This window comes from Actinotalea fermentans (assembly GCF_007991475.1).
In the GTDB taxonomy this organism is placed as follows: Bacteria; Actinomycetota; Actinomycetes; order Actinomycetales; family Cellulomonadaceae; genus Actinotalea; species Actinotalea fermentans.
In genome coordinates this window covers 1-26,204 of record NZ_BJYK01000010.1, presented here as the reverse complement: position 1 = coordinate 26,204, position 26,204 = coordinate 1, and the positions used below count along the sequence as shown (strand labels likewise).

The window sequence follows — 26,204 nt, the reverse complement described above, 5'->3', positions numbered from 1 at the left end:
TGGAGGAGGCCCGCTCAGCCGTGCGGCTGGGCGGGCCTCCTCAGGTTCGGGCGGCGGGCGTCAGGCGATCGGGCCGCCGGGCCAGCGTCCGGGACGGACCTCGTCGGGCTCGGTCTGCAGCAGTGCGTCGAAGCTGCCGGTGGGCTGTGGCTGCGGCGCGGCCTCGGGGGTGTGACGGGTGGTGACCCGGGGCGGGGTGGCGCTCGGCGGTGGGGTCAGGCGCGTGACGGGCGCGTTGGCGTGCCCGGCCGCCCGCGAGGAGCGTGCCTTGGGCGCGGGGCGTCGGGCGCCGCGCCGCTGACGCGGGGCGTTCTCGTCCGAGCCGTAGTAGTGGTAGGAGTACCCCTCGCCGTGCTTGCGGGCGAGGTGGTTGACGACGACGCCGAGCACGCGGGCACCGACGGCCTCGAGCGAGCCCATGGCGTCGGCGAGCTCGTGCCGGTGCAGCCGGTTGGCGCCGGTGACGACGAGGGCGCCGTCGACGAGCCGGGCGAGGATCGCGGCGTCGGTCACGGGCAGCAGCGGCGGGGTGTCGATGATGACCAGGTCGTAGCGCTTGGTGAGCTCGTTGATGAGCCACGCCATGGCGGCGGAGCCGACCATCTCGCTGGGGTTGGGTGGCACCTGCCCGGACGGCAGCACGTGCAGGTTGCCGGTGCCCCAGGGCTGGACGACGTCCTCGATGCTCGCCTTGCCGATGAGCACGGTGGTCAGGCCGACGCTGCCCTCGACGCCCATGTACTCGGCCACGGAGGGCCGGCGCAGGTCGGCGTCGACGATGACGACGCGCGAGCCCGCGTCGCTGAGCGTGATGGCGAGGTTCACGGCGACCGTGGACTTGCCCTCGGTGGGCAGTGACGAGGTGACGACGATGGCGGAGAGCCGCTCGGCGACGTCGAGGAACTGCAGGTTGGTCCGCAGCCGGCGGAACGCCTCGGCGCGCGGGCTGTGCGGGTCCGTCTGGACCACCAGGGACTTGCCGACGGACTCCTCGTCGTGCGCCATCGAGGTGAGGATCGAGGCGGTCGTGACGGAGCGGACGTCGTCGACGGTCCGGACGCGGGTGTCGAGCACCTCGCGCAGGATGGCCAGGCCGAACCCGGCCGCGAGACCGAGGAGCAGGCCGAGCGCGACGTTGAGCTTGAGGTTGGGCGAGGACGGCTCGGTGGGCGCGCTGGCGGTGCGGACGGTGTTGATCTCGACCGGGGACGGGCCCTCGTCGGGCTCCTCGAGGGCGGTGACCTGCTCCGCGAGGCTCTCGGCGACCGCGTTCGCGATGTCGCTGGCGGTCTGCGGGTCGGGGTCAGACGCGCGGATGTTGATCAGCGACGTGTCGAGCGGCGAGTCGGCGCTGACGCTCTCCGCGAGCGTGTCCGGCGTGGTCGCCAGGTCCAGGTGCTCGATCACCGGGGTGAGCACCAGGGGGGTGCTCGCGAGGTCGGTGTAGGACTTCACCTGGCGCTGGCTGAAGCTGCTGCCCTGCAGCAGGTCGGTGGTCGTCTCACCGGTGCGGACGGAGACGTAGACCTGGGCGCGGGCGGTGTAGACCGGCGTGGTCGCGAGCGTGACCGCGACGGCGGCGCCGGTCAGCAGCACGGTGATCAGGGCGATCGAGATCCACCGCTTGCGGACGATGGCCAGGTAGTCGCGAAGCTCCATCTGCCTCTGGTTCTCTGTGTTTCGGCGTGTATCCCGCCGGTGCGACACGGGCTCGTCATGGTCTCACGCCGAACCCGGGCCGACGCCAGACATCGGACCCGGGTGAAAAGGATGATCGATTCAGCTTCCGCCCGAAACCGCCCAAGTGTCCCGTCTTTCGCGTGCGCCGCAGCGTCTACCCTTGCCGGGTCAGGATTGGGCCGAGGGGACTGGTAGTGAACAGTGTCGACGCACGGGGAACTGTGGCGGGCGAAGCATCCGCCGCACCGGCGCCCGCTGCTCTGCACCCCTGGTGGCACGGATATCTGACCCGGCTCGTCGTCACCGACGTGGTGGCTGTGGGTGTCGCCGTCTTCGGCGCCTATGTGGTGCGTTTTGATCCGGCTGGCGGAGCGACAGTGGACGGACGACTGTCCCCGTCGTATCTGCTCGTCTCCGTTCTGATCATGTGGCTGTGGGTGTTCGCTCTTGTGGCCGGCCGCACCCAGGACCGCAGGCTGGTGGGGAGCGGCCCGGAGGAGTACCAGCGAGTCGCGTCGGTGACGTGGCGCGTCTTCGCGGCGATCGCGATCCTCGCTTATCTCCTGCGCATGGAGATCGGCCGCGGGTACCTGGCGATCGCCTTCCCGTTGGGGCTCGTCCTGCTGCTGGTGGGCCGGTTCGTCTGGCGGCAGTGGCTGCACCGGGCGTGGGCCCGCGGCGACGGGTGGAAGCGGATCCTCGTCGTCGGACACCGAGGCAAGGTCGAGATGCTGCTCGCGGACCTGGCTCGTCGCCCGGGTGCTGGCTACCGTGCAGTCGGTGTGTGTCTGCCTGCCGGTGAAGCGGCTGACGGGCGCGTGGGTGACGTCCCCGTGATCGGCGCGGTGGAACAAGCCGCTGCGATGGCCCGCGAGCTGAGGGTCGATGCCGTGGCTGTCGTCGGCTCCGACAAGGTGACGACACACACCGTGCGCCAGCTCGGCTGGGACCTCGAGGGCAGTGGAATCGACCTGGCGCTCGCCATGTCCCTCACGGACGTCGCCGGGCCACGGGTGATCATGCAGCCGGTCAGCGGGCTGCCTCTCGTCTACGTCGACGAGCCGAGATTCACAGGGCCGAAGTACCTGCTCAAGTCCGTCGTGGACTGGGTCTCGGCCCTGCTCATCACCGCCGTCCTGTCGCCCCTCCTGCTGGCCATCGCCGTGACGGTCAAGATGTCGAGCGCAGGCCCGGTGCTCTACCGGCAGTCCAGGGTGGGCGTGAACGGCAAGGCCTTCCAGATGCTCAAGTTCCGCAGCATGGTGGTGGGGGCGCACGAGCGTCTCGCCGAGGTGTTGGCGGCCGAGGGTGTCGAGGAGGTCGGGCTCTTCTACAAGCCGAAGAACGACCCACGCGTCACACGCGTGGGACGCGTGCTCCGCAGGTACTCACTGGACGAGCTGCCCCAGCTCCTCAACGTCCTCCGGGGCGAGATGTCGCTCGTGGGCCCGCGACCGCAGATCGACGCGGAGGTCGCTCAGTACGACAGGCACGCGGGACGTCGGCTCCTGGTGAAGCCGGGGATGACGGGCCTGTGGCAGATCTCGGGCCGCAACGACGTGTCCCCGGAGGAGGGCATCCGGATGGACGTGTACTACGTCGAGAACTGGAGCCTCTTCGGGGACGCGATCATCCTCGCGCGCACCGCAAGGGTTCTCCTGTCCGGGGAAGGCGCGCGGTGAGGGCGTGGCGTGCCCTCCTCGGACGTGTGGGCGCCGAGCGGAGTGGTCACGCTATCGGCTCAGACCGCGGTGTTGGGGCAGTCCGTCACGGTGGGAACCGTCCGTGAGGCCGAACGCTGCACGGCCTTCACTGCGGAATTTTGCGGGCTTGTTGACAGCGCGAACAGTTGGGGCGGCCGCTCATGCCGTTGCCCTCCTCCTCGTTGTGCGACATACACCAGTTGAGGCCTTCGGCGGCCTCTCGATCACCATCTCGGTGCTCACCGCCGTGGCGGCCTTTCTCACCTTGGGCCTCCCAGGGTTCGCTCTCCGTGCCGCCGCCCTGAAACGGCCACATGCCGTCGCGTACGCACTCACCCTCAACCTGCTGAGCTCCAGCGGTTTCCTCATTGTGGGCGGCACGTGGGCCGTCTTGTCGGGGTACGTCGGAGCGAAGCCGGCGATCATGGTAGCCCTTGCTATTGCTTGCGAGAAGAACGCCGAGGCGCGCATCGCACTAGGTACACAGTTCGGCCGAGCGCGCCTCGTGAACCTCCTCATCTCTACTCGCGGCTTCCTCGCGTTGGGGAGCGCGCTTGCGGCCATCCAGGTGGGCCTAAGCGTGATGGACTGGTACGCCTACGGCAGAGCGGCTGGCGCGATTCTCTTGGGAACTGTGCTGGCGGCCGCAGTTCGGGACTGGCCGCTAACCTTTCGGCGCCCTCGCGATGGGTCGCTCGAATCGATGCTGAGTCTCGCGGTCGCGAGCGCCGCTGCGGCGATACGCCAGCTCGACGCGTGGATCGTTGGAGTGTTCGGTGGCGTCGGCGCTGCAGGCGTCTTTGGTGCGGCCTTGAGAATGATCACTCCGTTCGACCTGCTGTCGTCCGCAGTAAGTGTGGTCGTCATGGCGCCGAGTGCCCTCGGCGATCCCGAAGGGGTGAGACGAGCACTCCTGCGAATCGCGCGATGGAGTGCCGCCGCCGCGCTAGTGCTTGGAGCCGCCTGGCCGCTGCTCCTTGAAACCGCGCCGCTCATATTGGGTGAGGACTATCGAGCCGCGGGCCCTGCGCTCGCCTGGCTTGCTTTGGCATCACCCGCGCTCGTCGCGCTTCCGGTGACCGTCACGGCAATGCAGGGTCAAGGGCTCGGGCGTCGGGTCGCAGGAATCTCTGCTGTGTTCTCGGCGATCTTCCTGGTCGCAATCGCTCTCGGCACCGAACAGGCCGCCGCGGCAGGGGCCGCCGCGGCATATGCACTGACCACGTGGCTACGGTACGCTGGCCTCTTGGTCAGCTGCGCCAAAAGTTGGGAGACGCGGAAACGCGCAACGCTCGTAGGCCAAACAGGAGAGGCGCAGTTTGGTGAGTGATAGGACGTGCGAACGGTGGGTGGCATGAGACCGCTCGAAGTCGTGGTCGTCACCTACCGGTCGGCCATCGAGATTGGCGATTGCATCGATTCAGTCGTGCAATATGCGCCGGCTGGAACTATGGTCCACGTGGTTGACAACGCTTCTCCGGACGGGACCGTTGACCTCGTCAATAGCGTGTACCCTCAGGTACACTTAGTCGCCCGGACAGACAATGCCGGGTTTGCAGTCGCCAACAATGTCGCACTTCGCGAGGTGCGCTCCGAGTACGTTCTCCTTCTTAACCCTGACGCGCGGCTGATGCCCGGCACGGTTCAGCGCTTGATTGAGCGCCTCGACGGTGACGCCTCGATTGGACTGATTGGGTGCCGTCTCCTCAGGGAAGACGGGACAGTCGACCATGCGGCCAAGAGGTTCATTCCAAGCGCCCGCGAGGCGGCGGTGTACTTCTTGGGGCGCCTCGTTGGCAAGCGGGGCTCTCGGTATGTTGCCTCAGAGATCGGTGACCGCGAGTACGCCGAGGTCGACGCCGTTAGTGGCGCCTTTATGCTCATCCGTACGGCAGCCTTGCTGCGGGTCGGGCTGTTCGACGAGTCGTACTGGATGTATGGCGAGGATCTCGACCTGTGCTCGCGCTTCCGCGAAGACGGATGGCGTGTCATGTACGAGGGTGGCGTCACGGCCATCCATATCAAGGGGGCGAGTACAGGTATTCGGAGCCCTAAGCTAAACTACGAGTTCCATCGGAGCATGGTGCGCTTCTTCCGGCGCCACGGGGACGAGTCCCCCTTGGTCGCGGCGCTGACGCCGGTGGCGATCTGGTGCAGGTTCGTCCTTACCGTCGCGTATGACGAGGCGCGGCGTCTCGTCCGGACGGTCTCGCGATGAGGCTCGTGGTGGACGCGCTCGTCGCGAAGGGCGGGCAGGCTGGCCTGCGCACCCATGCCCTGGGCCTGACCCGTGGGCTGGCGGGCATGCAGGGCCTGCGCACGACGGTTGTCGTTGATGGTGCGGCAGGTCTGGAATGGGACGACAGGCTTGACGTCGTCGAGGCGCGCTTGCGACGAAACACGGCCGTGCACCGCGCAGCCTGGCGCGCCGTCCACATGCGCCGGCTTGTGCGACGGGCGCGGGCGGACGCGGTCTTGGTCACGTCCCCAGAGTGGCCGTGGACGCGAGGGACGCCGACGTTCATCTGGGTACACGACCTCGGCCCGGCGATGGCCCCCGGCCTTTACGGTCGGGCGCGTTGGCTGCGTTATGTGGCGACACTCGGTAGGACGCTTCGGCGGTGTGACGGCATCTTCGCGGTAAGTAACGCGACCAAGCTCGATGTATCGCGTTGGGCCGGGGTTGAACGCGGTCGAACGGTCCGTGTCGTTCCGATCGCCGGTCAAGTGCTGCCCGATAGCGGGCAGTTGCCGACACCGGTGCGCGGGATCGGCGAGTTCGCTCTCTATGTTGGCGCGTTCCTTCCGCACAAGAACGTGGCCACTCTGCTCGAGGCATGGAAGGACGGTGCGGCCGGGCTGCCTCTTGTCTGCGTTGGCCCGGACTACGCTGGGGAGAAGGCTCAGCTGCTCGATCCGCTCGTAGAAGGGGACTGGATTGTCAGCCCCGGCTTCGTGGAGCCGAGCGAACTAGGGGCTCTTTATAGAGAGGCGCGGGTCGTACTCCTCCCAAGTCTGTTCGAGGGCTTTGGGCTGCCATTGGCTGAGGCGCAGCAGTTCGGAGCGCCCGTGATCGCAAGCAGGCTGCCGCCTTACGCGGGCATTGCGCGCGAGAATGTTCGATTCGTGGACGATCCCACGTCGCCCGACGAGTGGGTTACGGCCACCCGAGATGTGCTCACAAGTCGTCTGCGCCGAAACGTGCCGGGACGTACGGCCCCGGAATTCTCGGGTTGGAGCGAAGTTGCTCGCGCAACAGTCGAGGGGATTCGCCTCACGGGCCGGGAGCCGAGGGCTGGGTCTGGAACAGGCCCATTGTGAGCGCGAACGGGATCACTGGGCAGATCAGTGAACCAGCTGCGGGCGAGCGGGCGGACTCGGCTGTTGTGCCCGTCAATTTCCATTGGCTCTGGGCACCCGGGGGTCTCATGGTCATTCTCGCTATTCCTGCGGTCGTCTGGACCTTCCTGCTTCCGCCGGACGCCTTTCCTGTTTTGTTCGGTCAGCCCGCCTTTCTCAATGCCAGTCTCCGTTCGGTCGCCCTGCTCTATTGCTCGCTGATGCTCGCAGTGTTCCTTGTCGGGTCACCCGCGCGGGGACGCTATCGCGGGAGCATCCGGCTTGGGCCTTCACATTTACGTTGGCTTGACCAGGCGGTTCGCTCAACGACGGCAGTGACAATCGGCGCATACCTTCTGTGGTTCGGAATTGCGGTCGCGCGAGGACTTCGTCCCGGCGACGTCATCGCGCTCCTTAGCGGTACGAGGGGCTCGATGTACGTACTCCGGAACAACTACTTCGAGTCGGTCGGTGGTGTGACGACCTGGATGCAGATCGGCGCGATCGTCGTGCCTTTGGCGGTACTCCGTGCCCGTGCTGGAGGGCGGTCGGCCAGGAATGTGATCCTAACGGTGGCCGCCCTGGCACTACTTCGGGCGGTGCTTAACAGTGAGCGCCTCGCCCTGATCGAAATCCTCGCGAGCTGGCTTGTGGCATCACTCATTCTGCGTAGTGCGCCGCCGCCGGTTCTTAGGCGGGCGTGGGGCGGGCCGGCTCTCATTGTGGGCACGTGGGTCTCGCTGTTTGCATTCTTCGGAGTCTTCGAGTTCTTCCGGTCATGGGCGACCGTCCGTGATTCCTACGGGGGGTCGTTCTGGGCGTACGTGCAGAACCTGCTGCTCGGCTACTATGCAACGGCCCTGAACAACTCCGGCTTCGATCACTACCTCCTCGGCCGGGAGAGGCTTCCATCCGCCTTATTTGATGGCGACATCTATGACTCAGTCTTTGGGCCATCGCCGATTGAGGGTGCTGCCCGGGTCTATGGGCTCGAGACTTACACGAATCGCTCTGGAGTCCTGAGCCCCTACGTCGCCCTGGGGCTACTCGGTGGGGCGCTGGTCGTTGTGGCGGTCGCATTGTGGTTCAACGTGCTTGCACGCCGTGCGGCGAGAGGGCGCGTCGTGGCGACGGTCGTCTACTGCGCTTCTGCGGTGGGGCTGCTCGAGTTCGCGCGCATCTTCTACTTCGGCTCGTCACGGTTTCTCCCGGTCGTTGTGGCGGGTGCTGTGCTATCCGTCTGGTTCCGCGTCGTTGATGCGCGAGCGCGCACGGCGTCGACGCTGGGCGCGGGCCAGTACCAACGTCTGGTCGGGCCTAGCGTTGACCGGCGCGGGGCGGGCCGGTTCTCTCGTGGCTGAGAAGGGGGCCTTGGCGGCGCGGACCGTAGTCTTCCTGAGCCACACCCATCGGCACGGTGACTTCGTTGTCGGGAGCCACCATCTGTCGCGGGAGTTCTCGGCCATGGGATGGCGTGTGGCGCATGTGTCGACGCCGTATTCGTGTGTGCATCTGGTGACCGGCCATGGCTCGCGCGGCCGGAGAGAGGGTGCCCTGGCGGGTCCGACACTCGCTTCGGATGGTGTTCTGGACTACGTACCCCGCGCGCTGCTTCCAGCGCCTGCTGGATCCGCTGGGCCGATTGTGCGTGTGCTCGCGCGGTACGGGTTCCGTTCTCCCGATGTGGTGCTCCTCGACCAGCCAAAGCTCGCTCGAGTCGCCGGCCTACTCGGGCGGCAAGGGTGCGTCGTATATCGCCCGACAGACATCTACGTTGGCCGGGCGGCGCGCGCGTACCAGAACCTGGCACTTCGGGTTGCCGACGCTGTGGTGGCGACTTCGAGGCCCGTGCTTCGGGACCTGGGGCCGCTCTCGATGCCCGCGATAACGATTGAGAACGGTGTGGAGTTTGACCGGTTCGCGATCAGAGGGGACGTTGAGAGGGGTGGTGTCGTCTACGTCGGCGCCCTTGACGAACGGTTCGCCTGGGAGGATCTGGCCGTCCTGGCGTCCGCGTTTCCTGCGGTCGATTTCCGGATCTACGGACCTGTACCAAGGTACGTGCCCGATGTCGCGGCGAACGTCAACCTTCTCGGCGCGGCCCCGTACTCGGCGGTCCCGCAGCTCCTCGCGGCGGCGAAAGTGGGCTTGCTCCCCCTTACCGCTCGGGCTGAGAACTCCGGCCGGAGTCCGATGAAGTTGTATGAGTACCTTGCCGCGGGCCTGGGCGTTCTCGCTTCGAAGACTCCCGTCACGGAAGCACTCGCTGGTGCAGTCGAGACTTATGACTCCCCAGCGCAAGCCGTCGCGGGGTTGTCCCGGCTGCTGCACGAAGGCGGACCCGCGGGCGGCGAGGAACTGGCCCGCCAGCAGGATTGGCGACAGAAGGCGGAGGCGATCGCTGAGTTTGCGCTGGGTATCGCGCGCCGGACGTGAGACGGCGCGGCCGGGTACCTATTCCGGTCTACGCCATACGGTGGTGGTCCCTGCCTGAGGTTTGAAGGGCGCTAGGCCTGTGATCACTTGGCTAGGCCATCCGGCGAGGAGGTTGTGGGCGCCCGCGTACCGGGGCCGCTCGGAGTCATCCAGGAGAAGCAGGCCGCCCGGCCGGACCTTGGCGGCGGCCTCAGCGGTGCACCTGACCCGTTCTCGGCCATCAACGACGATGACGTCGAAGTACTCGTCTGGGAATGCGCGGATTGCCTCGACGTAGTTGGCGTATCCGTCGGAATCGTCATGAACGAGTATGTTCGTGCGAGGGTTGCCGTCGGTGGCGGCAATGAGACTTTGGGCCCACGTGGGGTCGTGCTCCACGGTCACGACCGTGCCTACCCGATCGCTGAACCACATCGTGGAACCGCCGCCCCCAAACTCGAAGACCTTCGAGTCCGGGGAGACGTTGGCCTCGAGCAAGTTGATGACGTCGAACGGGAGCCAAGGCAGACGCTGTTCAACAGGGGAGCCGGATCGGGCGCGGATCCATTTGGCGATGTGCTTAAGCTGCCGTGGGGATCGCGCCAATTGCGAGGCGAGATAGCCGAGTCCGCGTAGGCTTGCCACGATGGGTCTCCGTCCGTGGGTCTCTTTGATAGAAGTCGTGACGTTACAGTGGATCGGGCGAGGTTGTTGCCGTCGCGACGATCTGTCACAGGCTCAACTCCGCCCCATCGCCTTGTAGGTCCACCCGGCGCTTCGCCACGCCACCGGGTCCAGCGCGTTCCGGCAGTCGAGGATCGACCGGCGCGCCGCCAGCGCGCCAGCCGCCACGGGGTCGAGCGCCAGGTACTCCCGCCACTCCGTCGCGAGGAGCACGAGCTCCGCGCCACTCAGGGCGGCCTCAAGTGACGGCTCTACCGGGAGCAGCGGCCGGACGCGGCGCACGTTCTCCAGTGCGGCCGGATCGGTCACCACGACGTCCGCACCCCGCTCGTGCAGCATCGACGCGACCGCCAGCGCGGGGGAGTCGCGCACGTCGTCGCTGTCCGGTTTGAAGGAGGCGCCGAGCACCGTGATCCGGCGGCCGCTCACGTCGCCGTCGCACGCGGCGATGGCCAGGTTCACCGCGTGCGCACGCCGCCGCAGGTTCACCGCGTCGACCTCGCGTAGGAACGTCAGCGCCTCGTCCGCCCCGAGCTCGCCCGCACGCGCCATGAACGCCCGGATGTCCTTCGGGAGGCAGCCGCCGCCGAAGCCCAGGCCCGCACGCAGGAACTTCGGGCCGATCCGCTCGTCGTAGCCGATCGCCTGCGCGAGCTCGGTCACGTCCCCTCCCGACGCCTCGCAGAGCTCGGCCATCGCGTTGATGAACGAGATCTTCGTCGCCAGGAAGGAGTTGGCGGCCACCTTCACGAGCTGGGCCGTCGCGTAGTCGGTGGTCAGCCGCGGGATCCCGCGCCCCAGCGCGTCCGCGTACACGGCATCGAGCGTCTCGCGCGCCACATCACCGGCCTCGCCCGGGGGCAGCCCGTAGACGATGCGGTCGGGGGAGACGGTGTCCTGGATGGCGAAGCCCTCGCGCAGGAACTCCGGGTTCCAGAGCAGTGTCGCGGCGCCACCGGTCGCCTCGGCGAGCCGGTCGGCCAGCCGCTCGGCCGTGCCCACCGGCACCGTGGACTTGCCGACGACGAGCGCCGGTCGCCCCGCTTCATGTGCCCGCAGATGGGGCAGCAGCGCCTCGAACGCGGTGTCCACGTACGTGAGATCGGCGGCGCCGCCGTCGGGCCGCTGCGGGGTACCGACGCACAGGAAGTGCACCCGCGCATCGGCCGCGTCCGCGATGTCGGCGGTGAAGCGCAGCCGGCCGCTGGCGACGGCCCGGGCGAGGAGCTCGTCGAAGCCTGGCTCGTGGAACGGCGCCCGCCCGGCCGCGAGCGCGGCCAGGCGCTCCGCGTCGGTCTCCACGCCGACGACGTGGTGGCCGAGGTCGGCCATGCACGCCGCGTGGACCGCGCCCAGGTAACCGCAACCGATGACGGAGATCGCCCCCATGCGCGGCAGCCTAGAGGCGGGCGGCGCGGGAGACCCGGCACCTACGTCCGCATCGCGTCGGCGCCCCCTCCCCGGGTCCCCTTTTCACCCCGCGACCTCGATCTTCACTCCGCTCACGACCTTCACTCCGCCGCCCCGGAAGCCGATGGCCAGGTATGAGGTGGAGGTGAGTCCGATGTGGCGGTGGCTGGCGCTCGGCGGCGTCCTCGTCGCCGTGGAGTCGGCGCTGCCCCTCGGCCTCGGACGTGACCTGCTCTACCTCGGCTTCTCGGTGGGCGCCGTCGTCATGACGGTGGTCGGCATCCGCCGGCACCGGCCCGTGCCCCGCGCGCCCTGGGTGCTCTTCGCCGTCGGTATCGGGCTGTGGGCCGGCGGCGACGCGCTGTGGGCGCTCTTCGACCACGTCCTCGACATCGACCCGTTCCCGAGCGTCGCCGACGTGCTCTACATCGCCGCGTACCCGGTGCTGGCCGCGGGCGTGCGCGCCCTCGCGCGAGCGCGCAACCCGCGCGGCGACGCCACGGCGATGCTCGACGCGATCCTCGTGGCCACCGTCGCCGTCGCGGTGCTCTGGATCCTCGTGATCGGGCCGACGTTCGAGTCTCCCGAGACCGACTTCCTCAGCGCCGCCGTCGCCTCCGCCTACCCGCTCGGCGACGTCGTCCTGCTCATGTACCTGGCGTACCTCGCCGGGGACACCCGGTTCCGCTCGCCCGCGCTGCGCATGTTCGCCCTCGGCATCGTCGTCACGCTGGCCGCCGACCTGCTGTTCGCCCTCGTCGACTACCTGCCGTGGGTCGGCGAGGGCGGGAACAGCCTCGACTTCCTGTGGCTGACCGGATACCTGCTCCTGGGCGGCGCGGCGCTGCACCCGTCCATGGCCGCGGCGGGGGAGCGGCAGCCGGGACTCGCCCTGACGGCGTTCGCCGGCCTGGGCAAGCTCGCCTTCCTCGGTGCCTGCCTGCTCGCGCTGCCCGGTACCGCGCTCGTCCAGCGGCTGCTCGGCGAGGACCCGGACTCGGTCGAGCTCGCAGTGGCCGGCGTCGTCGTGATCCTGCTGGTCTTCGTCCGGATGATGGTGATGACCCGCCAGCTGGTGCGGCAGTCCGACCGGCTCGCGGCGCTCGCGGCCTCGGACGCGCTCACCGGCCTGCCGAACCTGCGGCTGTTCACCGACGAGGTGGCCGTCCGGCTCGCGGACCCGGAGCAGCCGCGGGTGCCGATCATGCTCGTCAACCTCGACCGGTTCGCCGAGATCAAGGAGACGCTCGGCTTCCGCGTCACCGACGAGCTGCTCCGGGCCGCGGGCCAGCGCCTCGCGGGCGTCCTCGGCGACCGTGGCATGATCGCGCGCGTCGGCGGCGACGCGTTCGGCGTCGTGGTCTTCGACCACACGATGCGCTCCGACGACCTCGCCACGTGCGCCTCCCAGCTGCGCAGCGAGCTCAGCGAGCCGTTCACCCTCTCCGACGTCAGCGTCTCCATCGACGGCCTCGTCGGCGTCGCCGTCGGGCCCGACGACGGCGGCACCCCGACCGAGCTGCTGCAGCGGGCGGACGTCGCGCTCTCGGCCGCCCGCAGCCGGCCGGACCGCGTCGCCCGCTACTCCGGCCGCCTGCCCGCCGACGGCACCCTCACCCCCCATCTCATGAGCGAGCTCCCGGCCGCGCTCGCGAGCGACCAGATCGTGCTGCACTACCAGCCGCAGGTGGCCGTCGACACCGGGCAGGTCATCGGGGTCGAGGCCCTCGTGCGGTGGCAGCACCCCGTGCACGGGCTCCTGCCACCGGCGGCGTTCATCCCCGCCGCCGAGCGGACCGGCCTCATCCGCCCCATCACGCGCGCGGTGCTCGACCGCGCGCTGGCCTACGCCGCCGACCTCCACGCCGACGGCCGTCGCCTCGCCGTCTCCGTCAACCTCTCCGTGCGGGACCTTCTGGACGCGCAGTTCCCCCAGGAGGTCGAGCAGGCGCTGGCCCGGCACGGCGTCGACCGGTCGCTCCTCGAGCTCGAGGTCACCGAGAGCATGGCGATGGTCGACCCGAACCGGTCGCTGCGGGTGCTGCACGACCTCGCCGAGCTGGGCGTGCGGCTGTCCGTCGACGACTACGGCACCGGGTACTCCTCGCTCGCCTACCTGCAGCGCCTGCCCGTGCAGCGGCTGAAGATCGACCGGTCCTTCGTCATGGGCATGGTCCACGACTCCGCGAGCGTCGCCATCGTGCGCTCCACCGTCGAGCTGGCCCGCAACCTCGGGCTCACCGTCGTCGCCGAGGGCGTCGAGGACGACGCCACGCTCCTCGCGCTGCGCGACATGGGCTGCGCCGTCGCGCAGGGCTTCGGCCTGGGCAGGCCGGTCCCGGCGGACCGCCTGCTCGACGTCGTCGACGCCATCGAGCGCCGCCTGGCAGGCGTCCTCGCCGACACCCTCGTCCTGCCGCAGCAGGTGGGCTGACATGACGGACCGTTCGGCGACCCTCGGTCGCGTGTGGTGGCTCGTCGCCGGTGCGGTGGTCGTCGGCCAGCTGCTCCTGCCCAAGGGAGTCGGGCGCGACGCCGCCTACCTCGCCCTGGGCCTCGGCGCCGTCGGGATGACCTGGTGGGGCCTGCGCGCGCCCGACGCGCGGCCACGGGCCGCGTGGTGGCTCCTCCTGGTCGGTCTGCTGTCCTGGGTGATCGGCGACGCCGGCTGGGCCCTCGCCGGGCACATCGCCGGCGGTGAGGCGTTCCCACCCGTCACCGACGCGTTCTACCTCGCCGGGTACGCGCTCTTCACGGCAGCGCTGTTCGCGATCGCCCGCTCGCGCCGTTCGCGCATCGACATGGACGCCGTCGTCGACGGCCTCATCGTGGCCGTCGTCGTCGCGCTGGTCATGTACGTCTCGTTCGTCTCGCCCGTGTGGGAGTCCGCCGGGGCGGTGTCGATCGACAGCTACGCGACCCTCGCCTACCTGGCGTTCGACGTGCTCATCGTGTTCCAGGTCGGCTACCTCGCCCGCGTCGAACGGCACCGGCGGCTCGGCCTGAGCCTCGTCGGCCTCGCCTTCCTGTCGGTCTTCGTCGGCGACCTGCTGCAGACGCTCGCCGTGCGCTTCCCCGACATCGGCTCCGCGCAGCAGCTCATCCACTCCTGGTGGCTCCTCGCGTACCTGCTGCTCGGCGCGGCGCCCGCGTACCGGTCGATGTCCGGTCTGCGCCCGGTGCCGGGCGACGAGGCCGTACGGCCGATCAGCGCCCGGCAGATCGCCCTGCTCGGAGGCGCCCTCGTCGTCGTCCCGTCCGTGCCCGGCGTCCAGATCCTTGTGGGTGTGCCCGTGGACAGCGCCGCGTCGATCTGCGCCGCCGTCGCAGTCATCGCCCTCGTCTGCCTGCGCCTGGGCATCGCGGCCGCCCGGATGCGCGAGCAGGCCGCCCAGCTCGCGCGCGCCGCCCAGACCGACGGCCTGACCGGCCTGGCCACCAGCCGGCACTTCGCCACGCTGCTCGACCGCCGCGCCGAGGCCGCCTCCCGCCAACCCATCCTCGTGCTCATCGTGGCGCTGGACCGGCTCACCGAGATCACCGACACCCTCGGCTACCGCGTCGGCGACGAGCTGCTGAGCGCCGCCGCAGCCCGTGTCCAGGCCGAGGTGGGCGAGCTCGGGACCGCCGCCCGTCTCGCCGGGGACGCGTTCGCTGTCGTCGTCGACGCGGGCGAGGACCGCCACGTCGACGCCGTCGAGTGGGCCGCCCGGCTGCGCCAGTCCCTGACCACCGCCTTCACCCTCTCCGACGTGTCGGTCTCGGTGGACGCGCTCGTGGGGGTCGCCGTCGGGCCCGACGACGGCGCCGACGGCGCCGAGCTCCTGCAACGCGCCGACGTCGCGCTCTCCGCGGCGCGCAACCGGCCCGAGGGCGTCGCCCGCTACACCGGCCGCATGCCGTCGGACGGCGTGCTCGCGCCGCACCTCATGAGCGAGCTCTCCCGCGCCCTCGAGCGCGAGGAGATCGTCGTGTACTACCAGCCCCAGGTCGACGTCGCGACGGGCGAGGTGCGCGGCGTCGAGGCGCTCGTGCGGTGGGCGCACCCCGTGCACGGCCTGCTACCACCTGCCGCCTTCATCCCCGCCGCCGAGCGCACGGGGCTGATCCGGCCGCTCACGTTCTACATGCTCGACCGGGTGCTCCGTCAGGCGGTCGAGTGGCGCGAGGCAGGCACGCCACTGCGCGTCGCCGCGAACCTGTCCGTGCGTGACCTTCTGGACCCGACGTTCGCCAAGCGCGTCGAGCGCTTGCTCGCCCAGCACGGCATGGACCGGAACGTGCTCGAGCTCGAGCTCACGGAGACGATGGCGCTCGTCGACCCCGAACGCTCGATGGAGGTGCTCCAGGCGCTCGCCCACCTCGGCGTCGTGCTCTCCATCGACGACTTCGGCACCGGCTACTCCTCCCTCGCGCACCTGCAGCGCCTGCCCGTGCACCGGCTCAAGATCGACCGCTCCTTCGTCACCGGGATGATCGACGACGACGCGTGCGCCGCCATCGTGCGGTCCACCATCGAGCTCGCCCGCAACCTCGGCATGACCGTGGTCGCCGAGGGCGTCGAGGACGACTCCACCTTCATGAGCCTGCGCGACATGGGCTGCGACGTCGCCCAGGGCTTCGGGCTCGGCAGGCCCGTACCGGCGGACCAGATCGAGGCCCTGGTCGGGGTCATCGAGGACCGCGTGCCGCGGATCCTGCGCGCCGGGGTGGCACAGGGCCAGCGGATGATCTGACGCGTGGACGTAGGTCCCGCGCATCGGGCCGACCGCGGCCGGTAGACAGGGCACGGAGGGGGGCACCCGTGATCGTGACCACCGGTGTGTCCGCGGCCGTCGCCGCGGGGGACGTCGTCGGCGTGCGCTTCCACGGCCGCGGCGGGCAGGGCGTGCTCGCCCTCGCCGAGGGGCTGGCCCTCGCCGTCCGCCACGACGGGCACCCCGCGTCCGCCTGGTCCTTCGGCGCCCAGCGCACCGGGGCGCCGCTCGTCTGCTGCTGCCGCATCAACGACGCCACTCCGGGCACCGCGCCCCTGGCGGACCCGCGCGTCGTCGTCGTGCGCGACGTGAGCGTCATGGGCGCCGTCGACGTCCTCGACGGCCTGGCGCGGGACGGCTGGCTGCTGCTGGACACCCCCCACCGTCCCGCGGAGCTGGGCCTCGGCCCCGTCGCCGCCGCCCTGCCGCCGCACCACGCGGCCGCCGTCCCCGCCAGCGAGCTCGCCCGCACCCACCTCGGCCGCCCGATGCCGAACTCCGCGCTCCTGGGCGCGCTCGCGGCCCTGACCGGCGTGGCGAGCTTCGCGGCGGTCGAGCACGCCATCACCGAGCGCACCCGCCGGCACAGCTCACGCCGCGCCGTGCGCGGCGCCCTGGCCGCCGCGGAGGCGGCCTACACCCTGCTCGCCAGCGTCGAGCAGGCCGGCTGACCGCCACGGCGTCGGGGATCCCAGGCCCGGCGCCGTGGCCCCACCGTCAGGCCGACTCGCGGAGCACCAGGCGCGGGCTGAACAGCGCGGGCTCCGTCGGCACCGGCTCGTCGCGCAGCATCGCGGCCAGGAGCGTCCCGGCCCGGGCCGCCATGTCGGCCAGCGGCTGGACGACGGTGCTCAGCGGCGGGTCGGTGCTCTCCGCCACGCCGATGTCGTCGAAGCCGAACACCGCGACGTCGTCCGGCACGGACAGCCCGCGCGCGGTCAGCGCGAGCATCGCGCCCGAGGCCATGAGGTCGTTCGCGACGAACACGGCGTCCAGGTCCGGCACCCGGTCGAGCAGCCGCTCCATCGCCTCCGCGCCGCTGCGCGCCGTGAAGTCCCCGAACTCGACCGCGTCGTCGGGCATGCCGGCGGCCGCCAGCGCCTCGCGCCAGCCGACCAGGCGGTCCAGGCCCGCCGTCATGTCGCCCGGGCCGGCGATGGTGCCGATCCGCCGGCAGCCCCGCTGCACCAGGTGCTGGGTGGCGAGCCGGGCGCCGCCGGTGTTGTCCGTGTCCACGTAGTGCGACACCGGCAGGTCCAGCGGGCGACCGATGAACACGGTCGGCAGGCCCGAGGAGACCAGGGCCCGGTTGAGCCCGTCGTCCCGGTGGTGCGACGCGACGACCGCGCCGTTCACGTGACCCGTGATCGCGTAGCGCCCCGCCTTGCGGGCGCTCGCCGCGTCCCGCGCGATGAGGAGGACCATCTGCAGGCCCTCGTGCTCGAGCGCCATCGACAGCCCGTCGACGATCCCCGCGAAGAACGGGTCCGTGAGCAGCCGGCGGTTCGGCTCGGGCACGATGAGCGCGACCGAGCCGGTGCGGCGCGTGGCCAGCGACCGCGCGACCGGGTTCGGGACGAACTTCAGCTCGGCGATCGCGGCCTCGACCGCCTTGCGGGCCTCCTCGCTGACGAGGTGCCCGCCGTTGATCACCCGCGACGCCGTCGCGCGGGAGACGCCGGCCAGCGCCGCGACCTGCCGGATCGTCGGCGCACCCGTGCGACCGGGACGTGTCGACGTCGTCCCGGCGACCGGCGTCTCCATGGTCACGGACCGACCGTACCTGCCCCGCCGAGCCCCCCGGACCGGATGACCGCCGCGTAGGCGAGGGCGCTGCGCTTCGGCGTCCGCCGCTGCGTCGCGAAGTCCACGTGCACCACGCCGAACCGCTTCGCGTAGCCGTACGCCCACTCGAAGTTGTCGAGCAGCGACCACACGAAGTACCCGCGCACGTCCGCGCCGCGGGCCGCCGCATCCGCCACCGCGGCCAGGTGGTCCAGCACGTACGCGGTCCGCTCGGCGTCGTCCACGGAGCCGTCGGGGGAGACGACGTCGTCGAACGCGGCGCCGTTCTCCGTGACGTACAGCGGGATGCCGGCCGGGCCGGTGTACTCGCGGTGCAGGTACTCGAGCAGGCGGCGCAGCCCGTCGGGCTGCACCTCCCAGTCCATCGCCGTGCGCGGCAGCCGCCGCGACACGAGCGTCGAGGACCCGAGACCCACGTTCGGGTCCGACGTCGGCCGCGTCACCGCGGCCTGGGTGGGCAGGGCCTCGTCCTCGGGCACGTCGAGCGCGCAGACCGCGCCGCCGTTGTAGTAGTTCACGCCCACGAAGTCGACGGGGGCGGCGATCTCCGCCAGGTCGCCGTCGCGCACGGGGATCGTGACGCCCGCCGACGCGTACGCCTCGGCGGCGCCCTCGGGGTAGCGGCCGAGGAGGGCCGGCTCGAGGAACACCTCCTGCAGCAGCATCTCGGTGCGCCGCGCGAGCACGGCGTCCTCCGGGTGCCACGGGTGCGCGGCGTCGGACACCGTGCAGTTCACGGTGAAGCCGAGCGTGATGTCCCGGTCCACCGAGCGCAGGGCCCGGGCGGTGCGTCCGTGCGCGAGCAGCAGGTGGTGCATCGCCGAGACCGCGGCCTGCGGCTCCTGCCGGCCCGGCGCGTGCTGGCCGCCCGAGTAGCCGAGGAACGCCGAGCACCACGGCTCGTTCAGCGTGCTCCAGTGCCGCACCCGGTCGCCCAGACGGTCGTGCAGGGCCAGCGCGTACTCCGTCATCCGGTCGGCGACGTCGCGGTTGGTCCAGCCGCCCAGGTCCTCCAGCCACTGCGGCAGGTCCCAGTGGTAGAGGGTCAGCCACGGCTGGATGTTCCGCTCGAGCAGGCCGTCCACGAGCCGGGAGTAGAAGTCCAGCCCGCGCGGCTCGATCCGCCCCGGCTCCGGCACGATGCGCGGCCACGACGTCGAGAACCGGTAGGCCTGCAGCCCCAGACGGGACATCAGGTCCAGGTCCTCCGGCCAGCGGTGGTAGTGGTCGCAGGCCACGTCGCCGTGGTCCCCGCCGACGACGGCGCCCGGCACCCGGCAGAACGTGTCCCAGATGGAGGGGGTGCGGCCGTCCTCGGCAGCGGCGCCCTCGATCTGGAACGCCGCCGTGGCCGCCCCCCACAGGAAGCCCGGGGGGAAGACCCGCCGATTGCCGGCGGGGTCGCCCTCGGTCTCGGTCGCCGGGGAGGTCCGGGAGGTGCCCGTGGTGGGGCCACTGACCGTCATGGTGCTGCTCATCCCTTCACCGCGCCCTGCATGATGCCCGCCACCAGCTGTCGGCCCGCCACGATGAACAAGGCGATGAGCGGGATGACGGAGATGACGACGCCGGCCATGATCAGCGCGATGTCCTTGAAGAAGCCCGCCTGCAGCAGCTGGAGGGCGACCGGCAGCGTCGGGTTCTTCGTGCCGAGCACGATCGACGGCCAGAAGAAGTTCGTCCACGACGCGATGAACGTGAAGAGCCCGAGCATCGCGGCGGCCGGACGCGCGGCCGGGAGGGCCACGTTCCAGAACGTGCGGATCATGCTCGCGCCGTCGACGCGCGCGGCCTCGATGAGCTCGTAAGGGAGCGCCGCGTCCAGGTACTGCGTCATCCAGAAGACGCCGAACGCCGTCACCATGCCCGGCAAGATCACGGCCCACAGGCTCCCGACCAGGTCGAGCTCACGCATGACGATGAACAGCGGGACGACGCCGAGCTGGGTGGGCACCGCCATCGTCGCGATCACGAAGACCAGCAGCTGGCGGCGGCCGCGGAAGCGCAGCTTGGCGAACGAGTAGCCCGCGAGCGTCGCGAACATCACGACGGACACGGCGGTCGCCGTGGACACGATGATCGAGTTGAGGATCGCCTGCCACAGGTCGATGTCGGCTTCGAGCACGCGCTTGAGGTTGGTGAACAGCTCGCCGGAGGGCAGCAGCTTGGGGATCGGGTTCTGCGCGATCTCGGCCGAGGTGGACGAGGCCAGCTGGACGGCGAAGTACAGCGGGTACGCGGAGACGAGGATCGCCAGGCTGAGCAGCGTGTACGTGAGCCAGCGCGGACGCCGCTCCGAGCCGACGCCGGTCTTGCGCCGCCGGGCGGCGCTCCGGGCGGCGCCGGCACCGGCGGTCTGGCGGATCACGGGGATCGAGGGGGCGCTCATCGTGCGCTCCTTCCAGCGACGCGCTTCGCCCCACGCGTGGTGCGCAGGGTCGGCTCGGCGGCGATCCGCCGGGTGATCAGGTAGTTGCCGATCGCGAAGATCACGATGACGAGGAAGAGCAGCCAGGCGACCGCGGCGGCGCGGCCGAGGTTCGTGTTACGCCAGCCGAGCTCGTACAGGTAGAGCGTCACGGTCAGCCACTGGCGGTCGTTCCCGCCCTGGCCGAAGTTGTCGAACATCCGTGGCTCGTCGTAGATCTGCAGGCCGCCGATGGTGGAGGTGATGACCACGAAGATGATCGTCGGCCGCACCATCGGGATCGTGACAGAGAAGAACTGGCGGATGCGGGAGGCGCCGTCGATGACAGCGGCCTCGTACAGGTCCTGCGGGATCGCCTGCATCGCGGCCAGGAAGATCAGCGTGTTGTAGCCGGTCCAGCGGAAGTTGACCATCGACGCGATGGCCACGTGCGACCAGAACGGGTCGGAGTGCCAGGCGATCGGGTCCATGCCGACCTGGCCGAGGATCGCGTTGATCATGCCCGAGTCGTCGGCGAACATCTTGGAGAAGACGAGCGTGACCGCGACCGGTGCGACGACGTAGGGGAGCAGCACGCCCATCCGCCAGAAGGTCCGCGCGCGCAGGTTCGCGTGCAGCAGCGCGGCCAGCATCAGGGCCATCAGCACCTGCGGCACCGACGACAGCAGGAAGATCGAGATGGTGTTGCGCAGGGCCTTCCAGAAGAACGCCTGGTCGAGCACCGTCGTGAAGTTCTCGAGCCCCACGAAGTCGCCCTGACCGCCGAGCAGGTCCCACTCGTGCACCGAGACGAAGCCGGTGTACAGCAGCGGGAACAGGCCGGTGATCGCGAAGACGATGAAGAACGGCGAGATGTACAGGTAGGGCGAGATCTTCACGTCCCAGCGGCCGAGCGTCTGGCGGAAGCCGATGCGGCGCGGGGGAGCGGAAGGGGCGGTGGCCGCGGCGCCGCGTGCGCGCCCGGGTCGGGTCGGGATCTGCGTGGACATGCGGGTCCTTGGGGTGCTCGAGCCCAGCGGGGCTCAGGGTGGACGACGCCCGACGACGGGGTGCGCGCCGCCGTCGGGCAGGGGTGCGGCCGGGCCGCCGGCAAAGGGGAGCCGACGGCCCGGCCGGGAGAGTCAGAGCGCCTGGACGGCCTCGACCCACTTGGCCCACGACGACGCGGCGTCGTCGGTGCCGTCCACCTCGACGCGGTTGATGGCCTGGGCCATCGCGTCGTTGATCGCGAAGTAGTTCGGGCCCTTGTACGGCGCCACGGTCACGGCCGCGGCGCGCTCGGCGAAGATCGTGCCGATGGGGGCGTTGTTGAAGAACTCGTTCGTGATCGTGCCGAGCTCGTCGGAGTTCTGCGCCTCGACCTGGCTCGGGAAGTTGCCGGTGGTCTGGAAGGCGACGAGCTGCTGCTCGGGCGCGGTCAGCCAGTCGGCGAGAGCCTTGGCCTCCTCAGGGTGCGACGACTGCGTCGGAACCGTGAGGAAGGAGCCACCCCAGTTGCCGCCGCCGCCGGGGAAGACGTTGGCGATGTCCCAACCGGTCACGCCCTCGGCGTTGCCGGAGATGACGCCGAGCATCCAGGACGGCGCGAGCATCACGGCGAAGCCGTTGTTCTGGAACGAGTTGACCCAGTCCTCGTTCCACTGCTGCAGGCCGGCCGAGAGGTCGGTGTGCGACATGATCGTGTCGTAGATGTCCTTGACCTCGGAGTTGTCGACGGCAACGATGTCGTTGCTCTCGGGGTCCTCGTACGCGGCCTCGATCTGGTTGATCATGCCCTGGTAGATCGCGGCGCCCGAGTCGTAGAACGGGACGTCCGAGTTGGCCGTGAACTGGTCGCCGACGGCGAAGAAGTCGTCCCACGTGGCGCCCTCGCCACCGAAGAGCTCGGCGACGGCCTCACGGTCGGACGGCAGGCCCGCGGCCTCGAAGAGGTCGGCGCGGTAGGCGATGGCCTCCGGGCCGATGTCGATGCCGTAGCCGACGAGCTTGCCGTCGGGCGTGGTGGCCTGGCCGACCTTCCAGTCCTGCCAGCGACCCTCGACGGAGTCGGAGGCCAGGTCCACGAACTGGTCGGAGTACTGCATGATCTCCGGCATCCAGTCGACCTCGACGCCGACGACGTCGGCGAGGCCGGAGCCCGCGGCGAGCGAGGTGTTGAACTGGTCGCGAGCCTCGTTCGATGTGGCGAACTTGTTGTGCTCGATCGTGATGTTCGGGTGCTCTTCCATGTACTGGTCGAGCAGCGTGTCGTAGCCCCACTCGTTGAACGTGGAGATCGTGAGCGTGATCTCCTCGTCGGTGGTCTCGGTGCCGCCGTCGCCGGCCGGCTCGTCGGTCGTGTCGTCGCCGCTGCCGCCGCACGCGCTCGCCAGGAGCGCGATGGTGGACATGCCGGCGACGAGCGCGAACGCCCGCTTCCTCGTCGTGCGCACTGATGGACTCCTTCGTCTCGTCGACGACGCCGGTGCCTCCTGCGTCGCCTGTGCTGCCGGCGACGGGTCTGCCGCCGTCGGCCGTCTGTGCGCACGCTCTGGGACCGGTCTCAGTCACATAGGGACAAGACCCGTCTCGACGGTGAGACCGGTCTCAGTGCGTGTGTGGCAACCGTGCTGCCCGGCACCTACCGGTGTCAAACCTCGTAATCGAACTGTGACCCCCCGGCGCGCCTCTGAAACGCCCCGAACGCGCCGCGTTCGCGTCGCTCAGCCGTTTGGGGTGGTCGCGCAACCACGCCCGTCCCGCCCGGCTGGATGGTCGCGCGACCACGCAAGAACGGCCCGATCTGTGGTTGCGCGACCACCAAGACGGCGCTCCCGCGCCCCGACGCCGCCGTGCACGCCGTCGGACGCAGCCTGCGGCGCGTGGCGGGTGGGCCGCTGGGCGCCGTCCCAGGGCTCCCGGACCGCCTGGGGACGGCCGCTCGGCGCGCGCTGCGCGCGCCGCCGGGTGATCCTCGACTCGTGACCACGGACGACCCCGACCACCTCGACCGGTTCCGCACGCGCGGCGCGCACGCGGCGCCGGCCGACGGGCCGGCGAGCACGCCTCCGGCGGACCCGTCGGCGACGATCGGCGCCGCCGTCGACCGGGCGGACGCCCCGGACCCGGAGGACCCGCGCAAGCCGCCGTCGCCCCCGGACCTGACGCGGCCGTCCTGGCGGTACGCGCTGCGGATGACCGTGCGCGAGTTCCAGACCGACAACGCGACCGACCTCGCCGCAGCCCTGACCTACTTCGCCGTCCTGGCGCTGTTCCCGGCGGTCCTGGCGCTGGTCTCCGTGTTCGGCCTCTTCGGCGACGCGCAGGTGGTCGTCGACCGGGTCATGGCGCTCGTCGACGAGATGGCCGGCGACCTCGACCTCCAGCAGGTCCAGACGGTGGTGGAGGACCTCGCGTCGCAGGACCGCGCCGGCATCGCGCTGATCACCGGCCTGGTCGTGGCGCTGTGGTCGGCGTCGGGCTACGTCGCCGCGTTCTCGCGTGCGATGAACCGGATCTACGAGATCGACGAGGGGCGGCCGTTCTGGAAGCTCCGGCCGGTCCTGCTGCTCGTGACCCTCGTGACGGTGCTGCTCGTCGCCGTCACCCTCGCCGCGATGGTGCTCTCCGGGCCGGTCGCGGAGGCGATCGGCGGCGCCATCGGGCTCAGCGACGTCGCGGTCACCGTCTGGGACATCGCCAAGTGGCTCGTCATCGCGGTGCTCGTGGCCCTGACCATCGCCCTGCTCTACTGGGCCACGCCGAACGTGCGGCAGCCGAGGTTCCGCTGGATCAGCGTCGGGTCCTTCGTGGCGCTCCTCGTGTGGGCGCTCGGCACAGCCGGGTTCGCGTTCTACGTCGCCACGTTCGGCCGCTACGGGGAGACCTACGGGGCGCTCGCGGGCGTCATCGTCTTCCTGCTGTGGCTGTGGATCACCAACAACGCCCTGCTGTTCGGCGCGGAGCTCGACGCCGAGCTCGAGCGGGCCCGCGAGCTGCAGGCCGGCATCGCCGCCGAGGAGACCCTGCAGCTGCCGCCGCGTGACACGCGCGCGAGCGCCAAGCGCCGCACCAAGGGCGCGCAGGCGGTCGCCGCCGGCCGCGCCCTGCGCCTCGCCCGCGGCCGGAGGGCGGGCGCGGCGTCCTGAGCCCGACCGGGTGCTGAGCCCGACCGGGCCTGAGCCCGACCGGGGCCCGAGCCCGACCGGGGCCTGAGCCCGCCATCGTTTCCCCGACCATCGTGTCCCCAACCATCGAAGGAGAGCCGTGGAGCACTACACGATCGCTACCGTCGCCGAGGAGAGCCCCGACTTCCGCCGGGTGCTCTGGACGGGCGAGCACACGCAGCTGGTGGTCATGACCATCCCGCCGGGCGGCGAGATCGGCGAGGAGATCCACGAGGGGGTGGACCAGATCCTCACGTTCGTCAGCGGCGTCGGCGAGGCGGTGGTCAGCGGGCAGAAGCGCAAGGTGGCGGCGGGTGACCTCGTCGTCGTCCCCGCCGGGCGCAAGCACAACTTCCTCAACACGGGGGAGAACCCCCTGATCCTCTACACGGTGTACGGCCCGCCGGAGCACGCCGACCAGGCCGTGCACGCGACCAAGGAGCAGGCGGACGAGCTGGAGGAGGCGGGCAAGGACGAGCCGCCGGCGTCGTCGGACGCCTCCTGACCCCGCCGCCGACGCCCGGCCCATGCACCCGCGGCCGACGCCCGCCTCCGTGCACCCGCCGCCGACGCCCGCCTCCGCGCACCCGCCGCCGCTCTTGTGACTGATGTGACCAGTGCGCACCGTGGGGCGTCCCATCAGCCTCACCAGCACCAGCAGTCCCAAGCGCGGCGGTCTGTGCCCGCGGGAGCTGGTGCGACGGTGCGTGGAGGGCGTGCAGGCGCGCGGCGGTCTGTGCCCGCGGGAGCTGGTGCGACGGTGCGTGGAGGGCGTGCAGGCGCGCGGCGGTCTGTGTCCGCGGGAGCTGGTGGGTGCGGCGGTCCGTGTACGCGGGAGCCGGTGGGTGCGGCGTCAGCGGGGCAGGCCGAGGAAGCGGGGCGTCCGCGCGCGGTAGGCCTCGAAGGTCGGCCCGTAACGGGCGGCGAGGCGACGCTCCTCGCGCACGGCCTTCCTGGTCAGGACGGCGAGCAGCGCACCCCAGGCGAGCAGCGGCTCGGGCCGTCGGCGCAGCACGGCCCACCCGGACGTGCCGAGGAGCAGCCCGCCGTAGATCGGGTTCCTGCTGACGGCGTAGGGCCCGGTCGTGAGAAGCGGCGCGTCGTCGGGCGGCTCGACCCGCGGCGTCAGGCGGGTGCCGTGGGCGGACCCGGCCGCGACCGCGAACGTCGCGCCGGCCACCATGGCGGTGCCCGCGGCCGCCGCTGCGCCGGGGCCCAGCCGCCAGCGCGGCCGCCCGGGCCAGGCCAGGGCGGCGAGGCAGGCCGCCTGGGCGACGACGACGGCGTCGTCGGGCCCGATCCAGCGGCCCCAGCCCGGGCGCCGGGCGAGGGCGGCAGCGAGGGCGTGCGCGGGCGACGACGGCATGGCCCCAGCATCCCATAAGGCATTGACAACTGTCGATGGTTAGTCCACAGTCGAGCCATCGATGGTTGTCTATGAAAGGCAGAGCGTGATGTCTCCCGAGTCCCTCCTGCTGCTGCACCACGCCATGCACGCCGAGCTGCTCGCCGAGCTCCGCGCCGGACGGCGGGGCGGCTCACGCCGGCTCCGCCGCGCCGCCGACGCCGTCGCGCGGGCCTTCGCGGTGCGCGGGTCGGCCCAGCGACGCATCGAGCTCTCCGGCCGATCGATGGTGGGTTGCGTCGTCTGCGCGTGAGGCTCGCGCCCGCGGCACGTGCGAAGTCCGGCGTCGGCGGGCACATCCGCCGAGGTCGGCCGCCTGTGCTGCTCCAGCCGGGTGACAACGGACCGTGCAAAAGGGCCAAGGTCCCATCTATGCCCGTCGCGTCCCGGAAATACTTCAGAGCATGGGTGACCACCAGCTCCGGGTGATGA

Annotated in this window: 21 protein-coding genes; 12 read left to right on the top strand and 9 right to left on the bottom strand. The window is 70.6% G+C overall.

What is annotated here, in order from left to right; translation table 11 throughout:
- Nucleotides 1-60: 60 nt before the first annotated feature.
- Nucleotides 61-1,659 (bottom strand): polysaccharide biosynthesis tyrosine autokinase, encoded by a 1,599-nt coding sequence (locus AFE02nite_RS15210; RefSeq protein ID WP_146819969.1) that lies wholly within the window; start codon nucleotides 1,657-1,659, stop codon nucleotides 61-63.
- A 161-nt stretch (nucleotides 1,660-1,820) separates the two neighbouring features.
- Here AFE02nite_RS15210 and AFE02nite_RS15205 point away from each other — a divergent pair, with 161 nt between their 5' ends.
- The 6 genes from AFE02nite_RS15205 to AFE02nite_RS17520 all read left to right on the top strand — a co-directional run bounded on the left by AFE02nite_RS15205 (nucleotide 1,821) and on the right by AFE02nite_RS17520 (nucleotide 9,158).
- The gene (locus AFE02nite_RS15205; protein ID WP_261765658.1) at nucleotides 1,821-3,362 is read left to right on the top strand and encodes a sugar transferase; all 1,542 of its coding nucleotides are present in this window, start codon (nucleotides 1,821-1,823) and stop codon (nucleotides 3,360-3,362) included.
- Between the two features lie 256 nt (nucleotides 3,363-3,618).
- Entirely contained in the window at nucleotides 3,619-4,713 is a 1,095-nt protein-coding gene (locus tag AFE02nite_RS15200) for a hypothetical protein (protein ID WP_034244908.1), read from the top strand.
- 24 nt (nucleotides 4,714-4,737) lie between these two features.
- A complete protein-coding gene (locus tag AFE02nite_RS15195) occupies nucleotides 4,738-5,601 on the top strand; it encodes a glycosyltransferase family 2 protein (protein WP_146819968.1) in 864 nt (287 codons plus the stop codon).
- Entirely contained in the window at nucleotides 5,598-6,704 is a 1,107-nt protein-coding gene (locus tag AFE02nite_RS15190) for a glycosyltransferase family 4 protein (RefSeq protein ID WP_034244906.1), read from the top strand. The genes AFE02nite_RS15195 and AFE02nite_RS15190 overlap by 4 nt, the downstream gene beginning before the upstream one ends.
- Nucleotides 6,705-7,057: 353 nt before the next feature.
- The gene (locus AFE02nite_RS15185) at nucleotides 7,058-8,083 is read left to right on the top strand and encodes a hypothetical protein (RefSeq protein WP_034244905.1); all 1,026 of its coding nucleotides are present in this window, start codon (nucleotides 7,058-7,060) and stop codon (nucleotides 8,081-8,083) included.
- A gap of 322 nt (nucleotides 8,084-8,405) precedes the next feature.
- Entirely contained in the window at nucleotides 8,406-9,158 is a 753-nt protein-coding gene (locus AFE02nite_RS17520; protein WP_186814581.1) for a glycosyltransferase family protein, read from the top strand.
- Nucleotides 9,159-9,176: 18 nt separating this feature from the next.
- Here AFE02nite_RS17520 and AFE02nite_RS15175 read toward each other — a convergent pair whose 3' ends face one another.
- Entirely contained in the window at nucleotides 9,177-9,782 is a 606-nt protein-coding gene (locus AFE02nite_RS15175; RefSeq protein WP_186814580.1) for a class I SAM-dependent methyltransferase, read from the bottom strand.
- A gap of 93 nt (nucleotides 9,783-9,875) precedes the next feature.
- On the bottom strand, nucleotides 9,876-11,210 hold the full coding sequence (locus AFE02nite_RS15170; protein WP_034244903.1) for a UDP-glucose dehydrogenase family protein: 1,335 nt from the start codon (nucleotides 11,208-11,210) through the stop codon (nucleotides 9,876-9,878).
- Between the two features lie 175 nt (nucleotides 11,211-11,385).
- Here AFE02nite_RS15170 and AFE02nite_RS15165 point away from each other — a divergent pair, with 175 nt between their 5' ends.
- From AFE02nite_RS15165 to AFE02nite_RS15155, 3 genes are all read left to right on the top strand, one after another.
- Nucleotides 11,386-13,665 carry a putative bifunctional diguanylate cyclase/phosphodiesterase gene (locus AFE02nite_RS15165; RefSeq protein WP_034244899.1) on the top strand — a complete coding sequence of 760 codons (2,280 nt, stop codon included), beginning with the start codon at nucleotides 11,386-11,388 and terminating at the stop codon, nucleotides 13,663-13,665.
- A gap of 1 nt (nucleotide 13,666) precedes the next feature.
- Nucleotides 13,667-15,967 (top strand): putative bifunctional diguanylate cyclase/phosphodiesterase, encoded by a 2,301-nt coding sequence (locus AFE02nite_RS15160; RefSeq protein ID WP_052113560.1) that lies wholly within the window; start codon nucleotides 13,667-13,669, stop codon nucleotides 15,965-15,967.
- Between the two features lie 68 nt (nucleotides 15,968-16,035).
- Nucleotides 16,036-16,659, top strand: a complete 624-nt coding sequence (locus AFE02nite_RS15155) for a 2-oxoacid:acceptor oxidoreductase family protein (protein WP_186814579.1) — start codon at nucleotides 16,036-16,038, stop codon at nucleotides 16,657-16,659.
- A 46-nt stretch (nucleotides 16,660-16,705) separates the two neighbouring features.
- On the opposite strand, the gene AFE02nite_RS15150 is transcribed toward AFE02nite_RS15155, so the two are convergent.
- The 5 genes from AFE02nite_RS15150 to AFE02nite_RS15130 form a co-directional block, all read right to left on the bottom strand.
- Nucleotides 16,706-17,752, bottom strand: coding sequence for a LacI family DNA-binding transcriptional regulator (locus AFE02nite_RS15150; protein WP_034247990.1), 1,047 nt, complete (start codon nucleotides 17,750-17,752; stop codon nucleotides 16,706-16,708).
- Between the two features lie 2 nt (nucleotides 17,753-17,754).
- Complete coding sequence (locus AFE02nite_RS15145) at nucleotides 17,755-19,272, bottom strand: GH1 family beta-glucosidase (RefSeq protein WP_261765657.1); 1,518 nt, start codon at nucleotides 19,270-19,272, stop codon at nucleotides 17,755-17,757.
- On the bottom strand, nucleotides 19,269-20,183 hold the full coding sequence (locus AFE02nite_RS15140) for a carbohydrate ABC transporter permease (protein WP_146819964.1): 915 nt from the start codon (nucleotides 20,181-20,183) through the stop codon (nucleotides 19,269-19,271). Before AFE02nite_RS15140 ends, AFE02nite_RS15145 begins: the two co-directional genes overlap by 4 nt.
- Entirely contained in the window at nucleotides 20,180-21,211 is a 1,032-nt protein-coding gene (locus AFE02nite_RS15135; protein WP_034247991.1) for a carbohydrate ABC transporter permease, read from the bottom strand. Before AFE02nite_RS15135 ends, AFE02nite_RS15140 begins: the two co-directional genes overlap by 4 nt.
- A gap of 132 nt (nucleotides 21,212-21,343) precedes the next feature.
- Nucleotides 21,344-22,654 (bottom strand): ABC transporter substrate-binding protein, encoded by a 1,311-nt coding sequence (locus AFE02nite_RS15130; RefSeq protein WP_034247992.1) that lies wholly within the window; start codon nucleotides 22,652-22,654, stop codon nucleotides 21,344-21,346.
- Nucleotides 22,655-23,290: 636 nt separating this feature from the next.
- Here AFE02nite_RS15130 and AFE02nite_RS15125 point away from each other — a divergent pair.
- Nucleotides 23,291-24,349: a YihY/virulence factor BrkB family protein gene (locus tag AFE02nite_RS15125; protein WP_146819975.1), complete on the top strand. Its 1,059-nt coding sequence runs from the start codon at nucleotides 23,291-23,293 to the stop codon at nucleotides 24,347-24,349.
- 118 nt (nucleotides 24,350-24,467) lie between these two features.
- Nucleotides 24,468-24,872 carry a cupin domain-containing protein gene (locus AFE02nite_RS15120; RefSeq protein ID WP_034250103.1) on the top strand — a complete coding sequence of 135 codons (405 nt, stop codon included), beginning with the start codon at nucleotides 24,468-24,470 and terminating at the stop codon, nucleotides 24,870-24,872.
- 348 nt (nucleotides 24,873-25,220) lie between these two features.
- Here the strand turns inward: AFE02nite_RS15120 and AFE02nite_RS15115 are convergent, their stop codons facing one another.
- Complete coding sequence (locus tag AFE02nite_RS15115; RefSeq protein WP_146819963.1) at nucleotides 25,221-25,733, bottom strand: methyltransferase family protein; 513 nt, start codon at nucleotides 25,731-25,733, stop codon at nucleotides 25,221-25,223.
- Between the two features lie 88 nt (nucleotides 25,734-25,821).
- Here AFE02nite_RS15115 and AFE02nite_RS15110 point away from each other — a divergent pair, with 88 nt between their 5' ends.
- Nucleotides 25,822-26,025 (top strand): hypothetical protein, encoded by a 204-nt coding sequence (locus AFE02nite_RS15110; protein WP_146819962.1) that lies wholly within the window; start codon nucleotides 25,822-25,824, stop codon nucleotides 26,023-26,025.
- Nucleotides 26,026-26,204 lie beyond the last annotated feature (179 nt).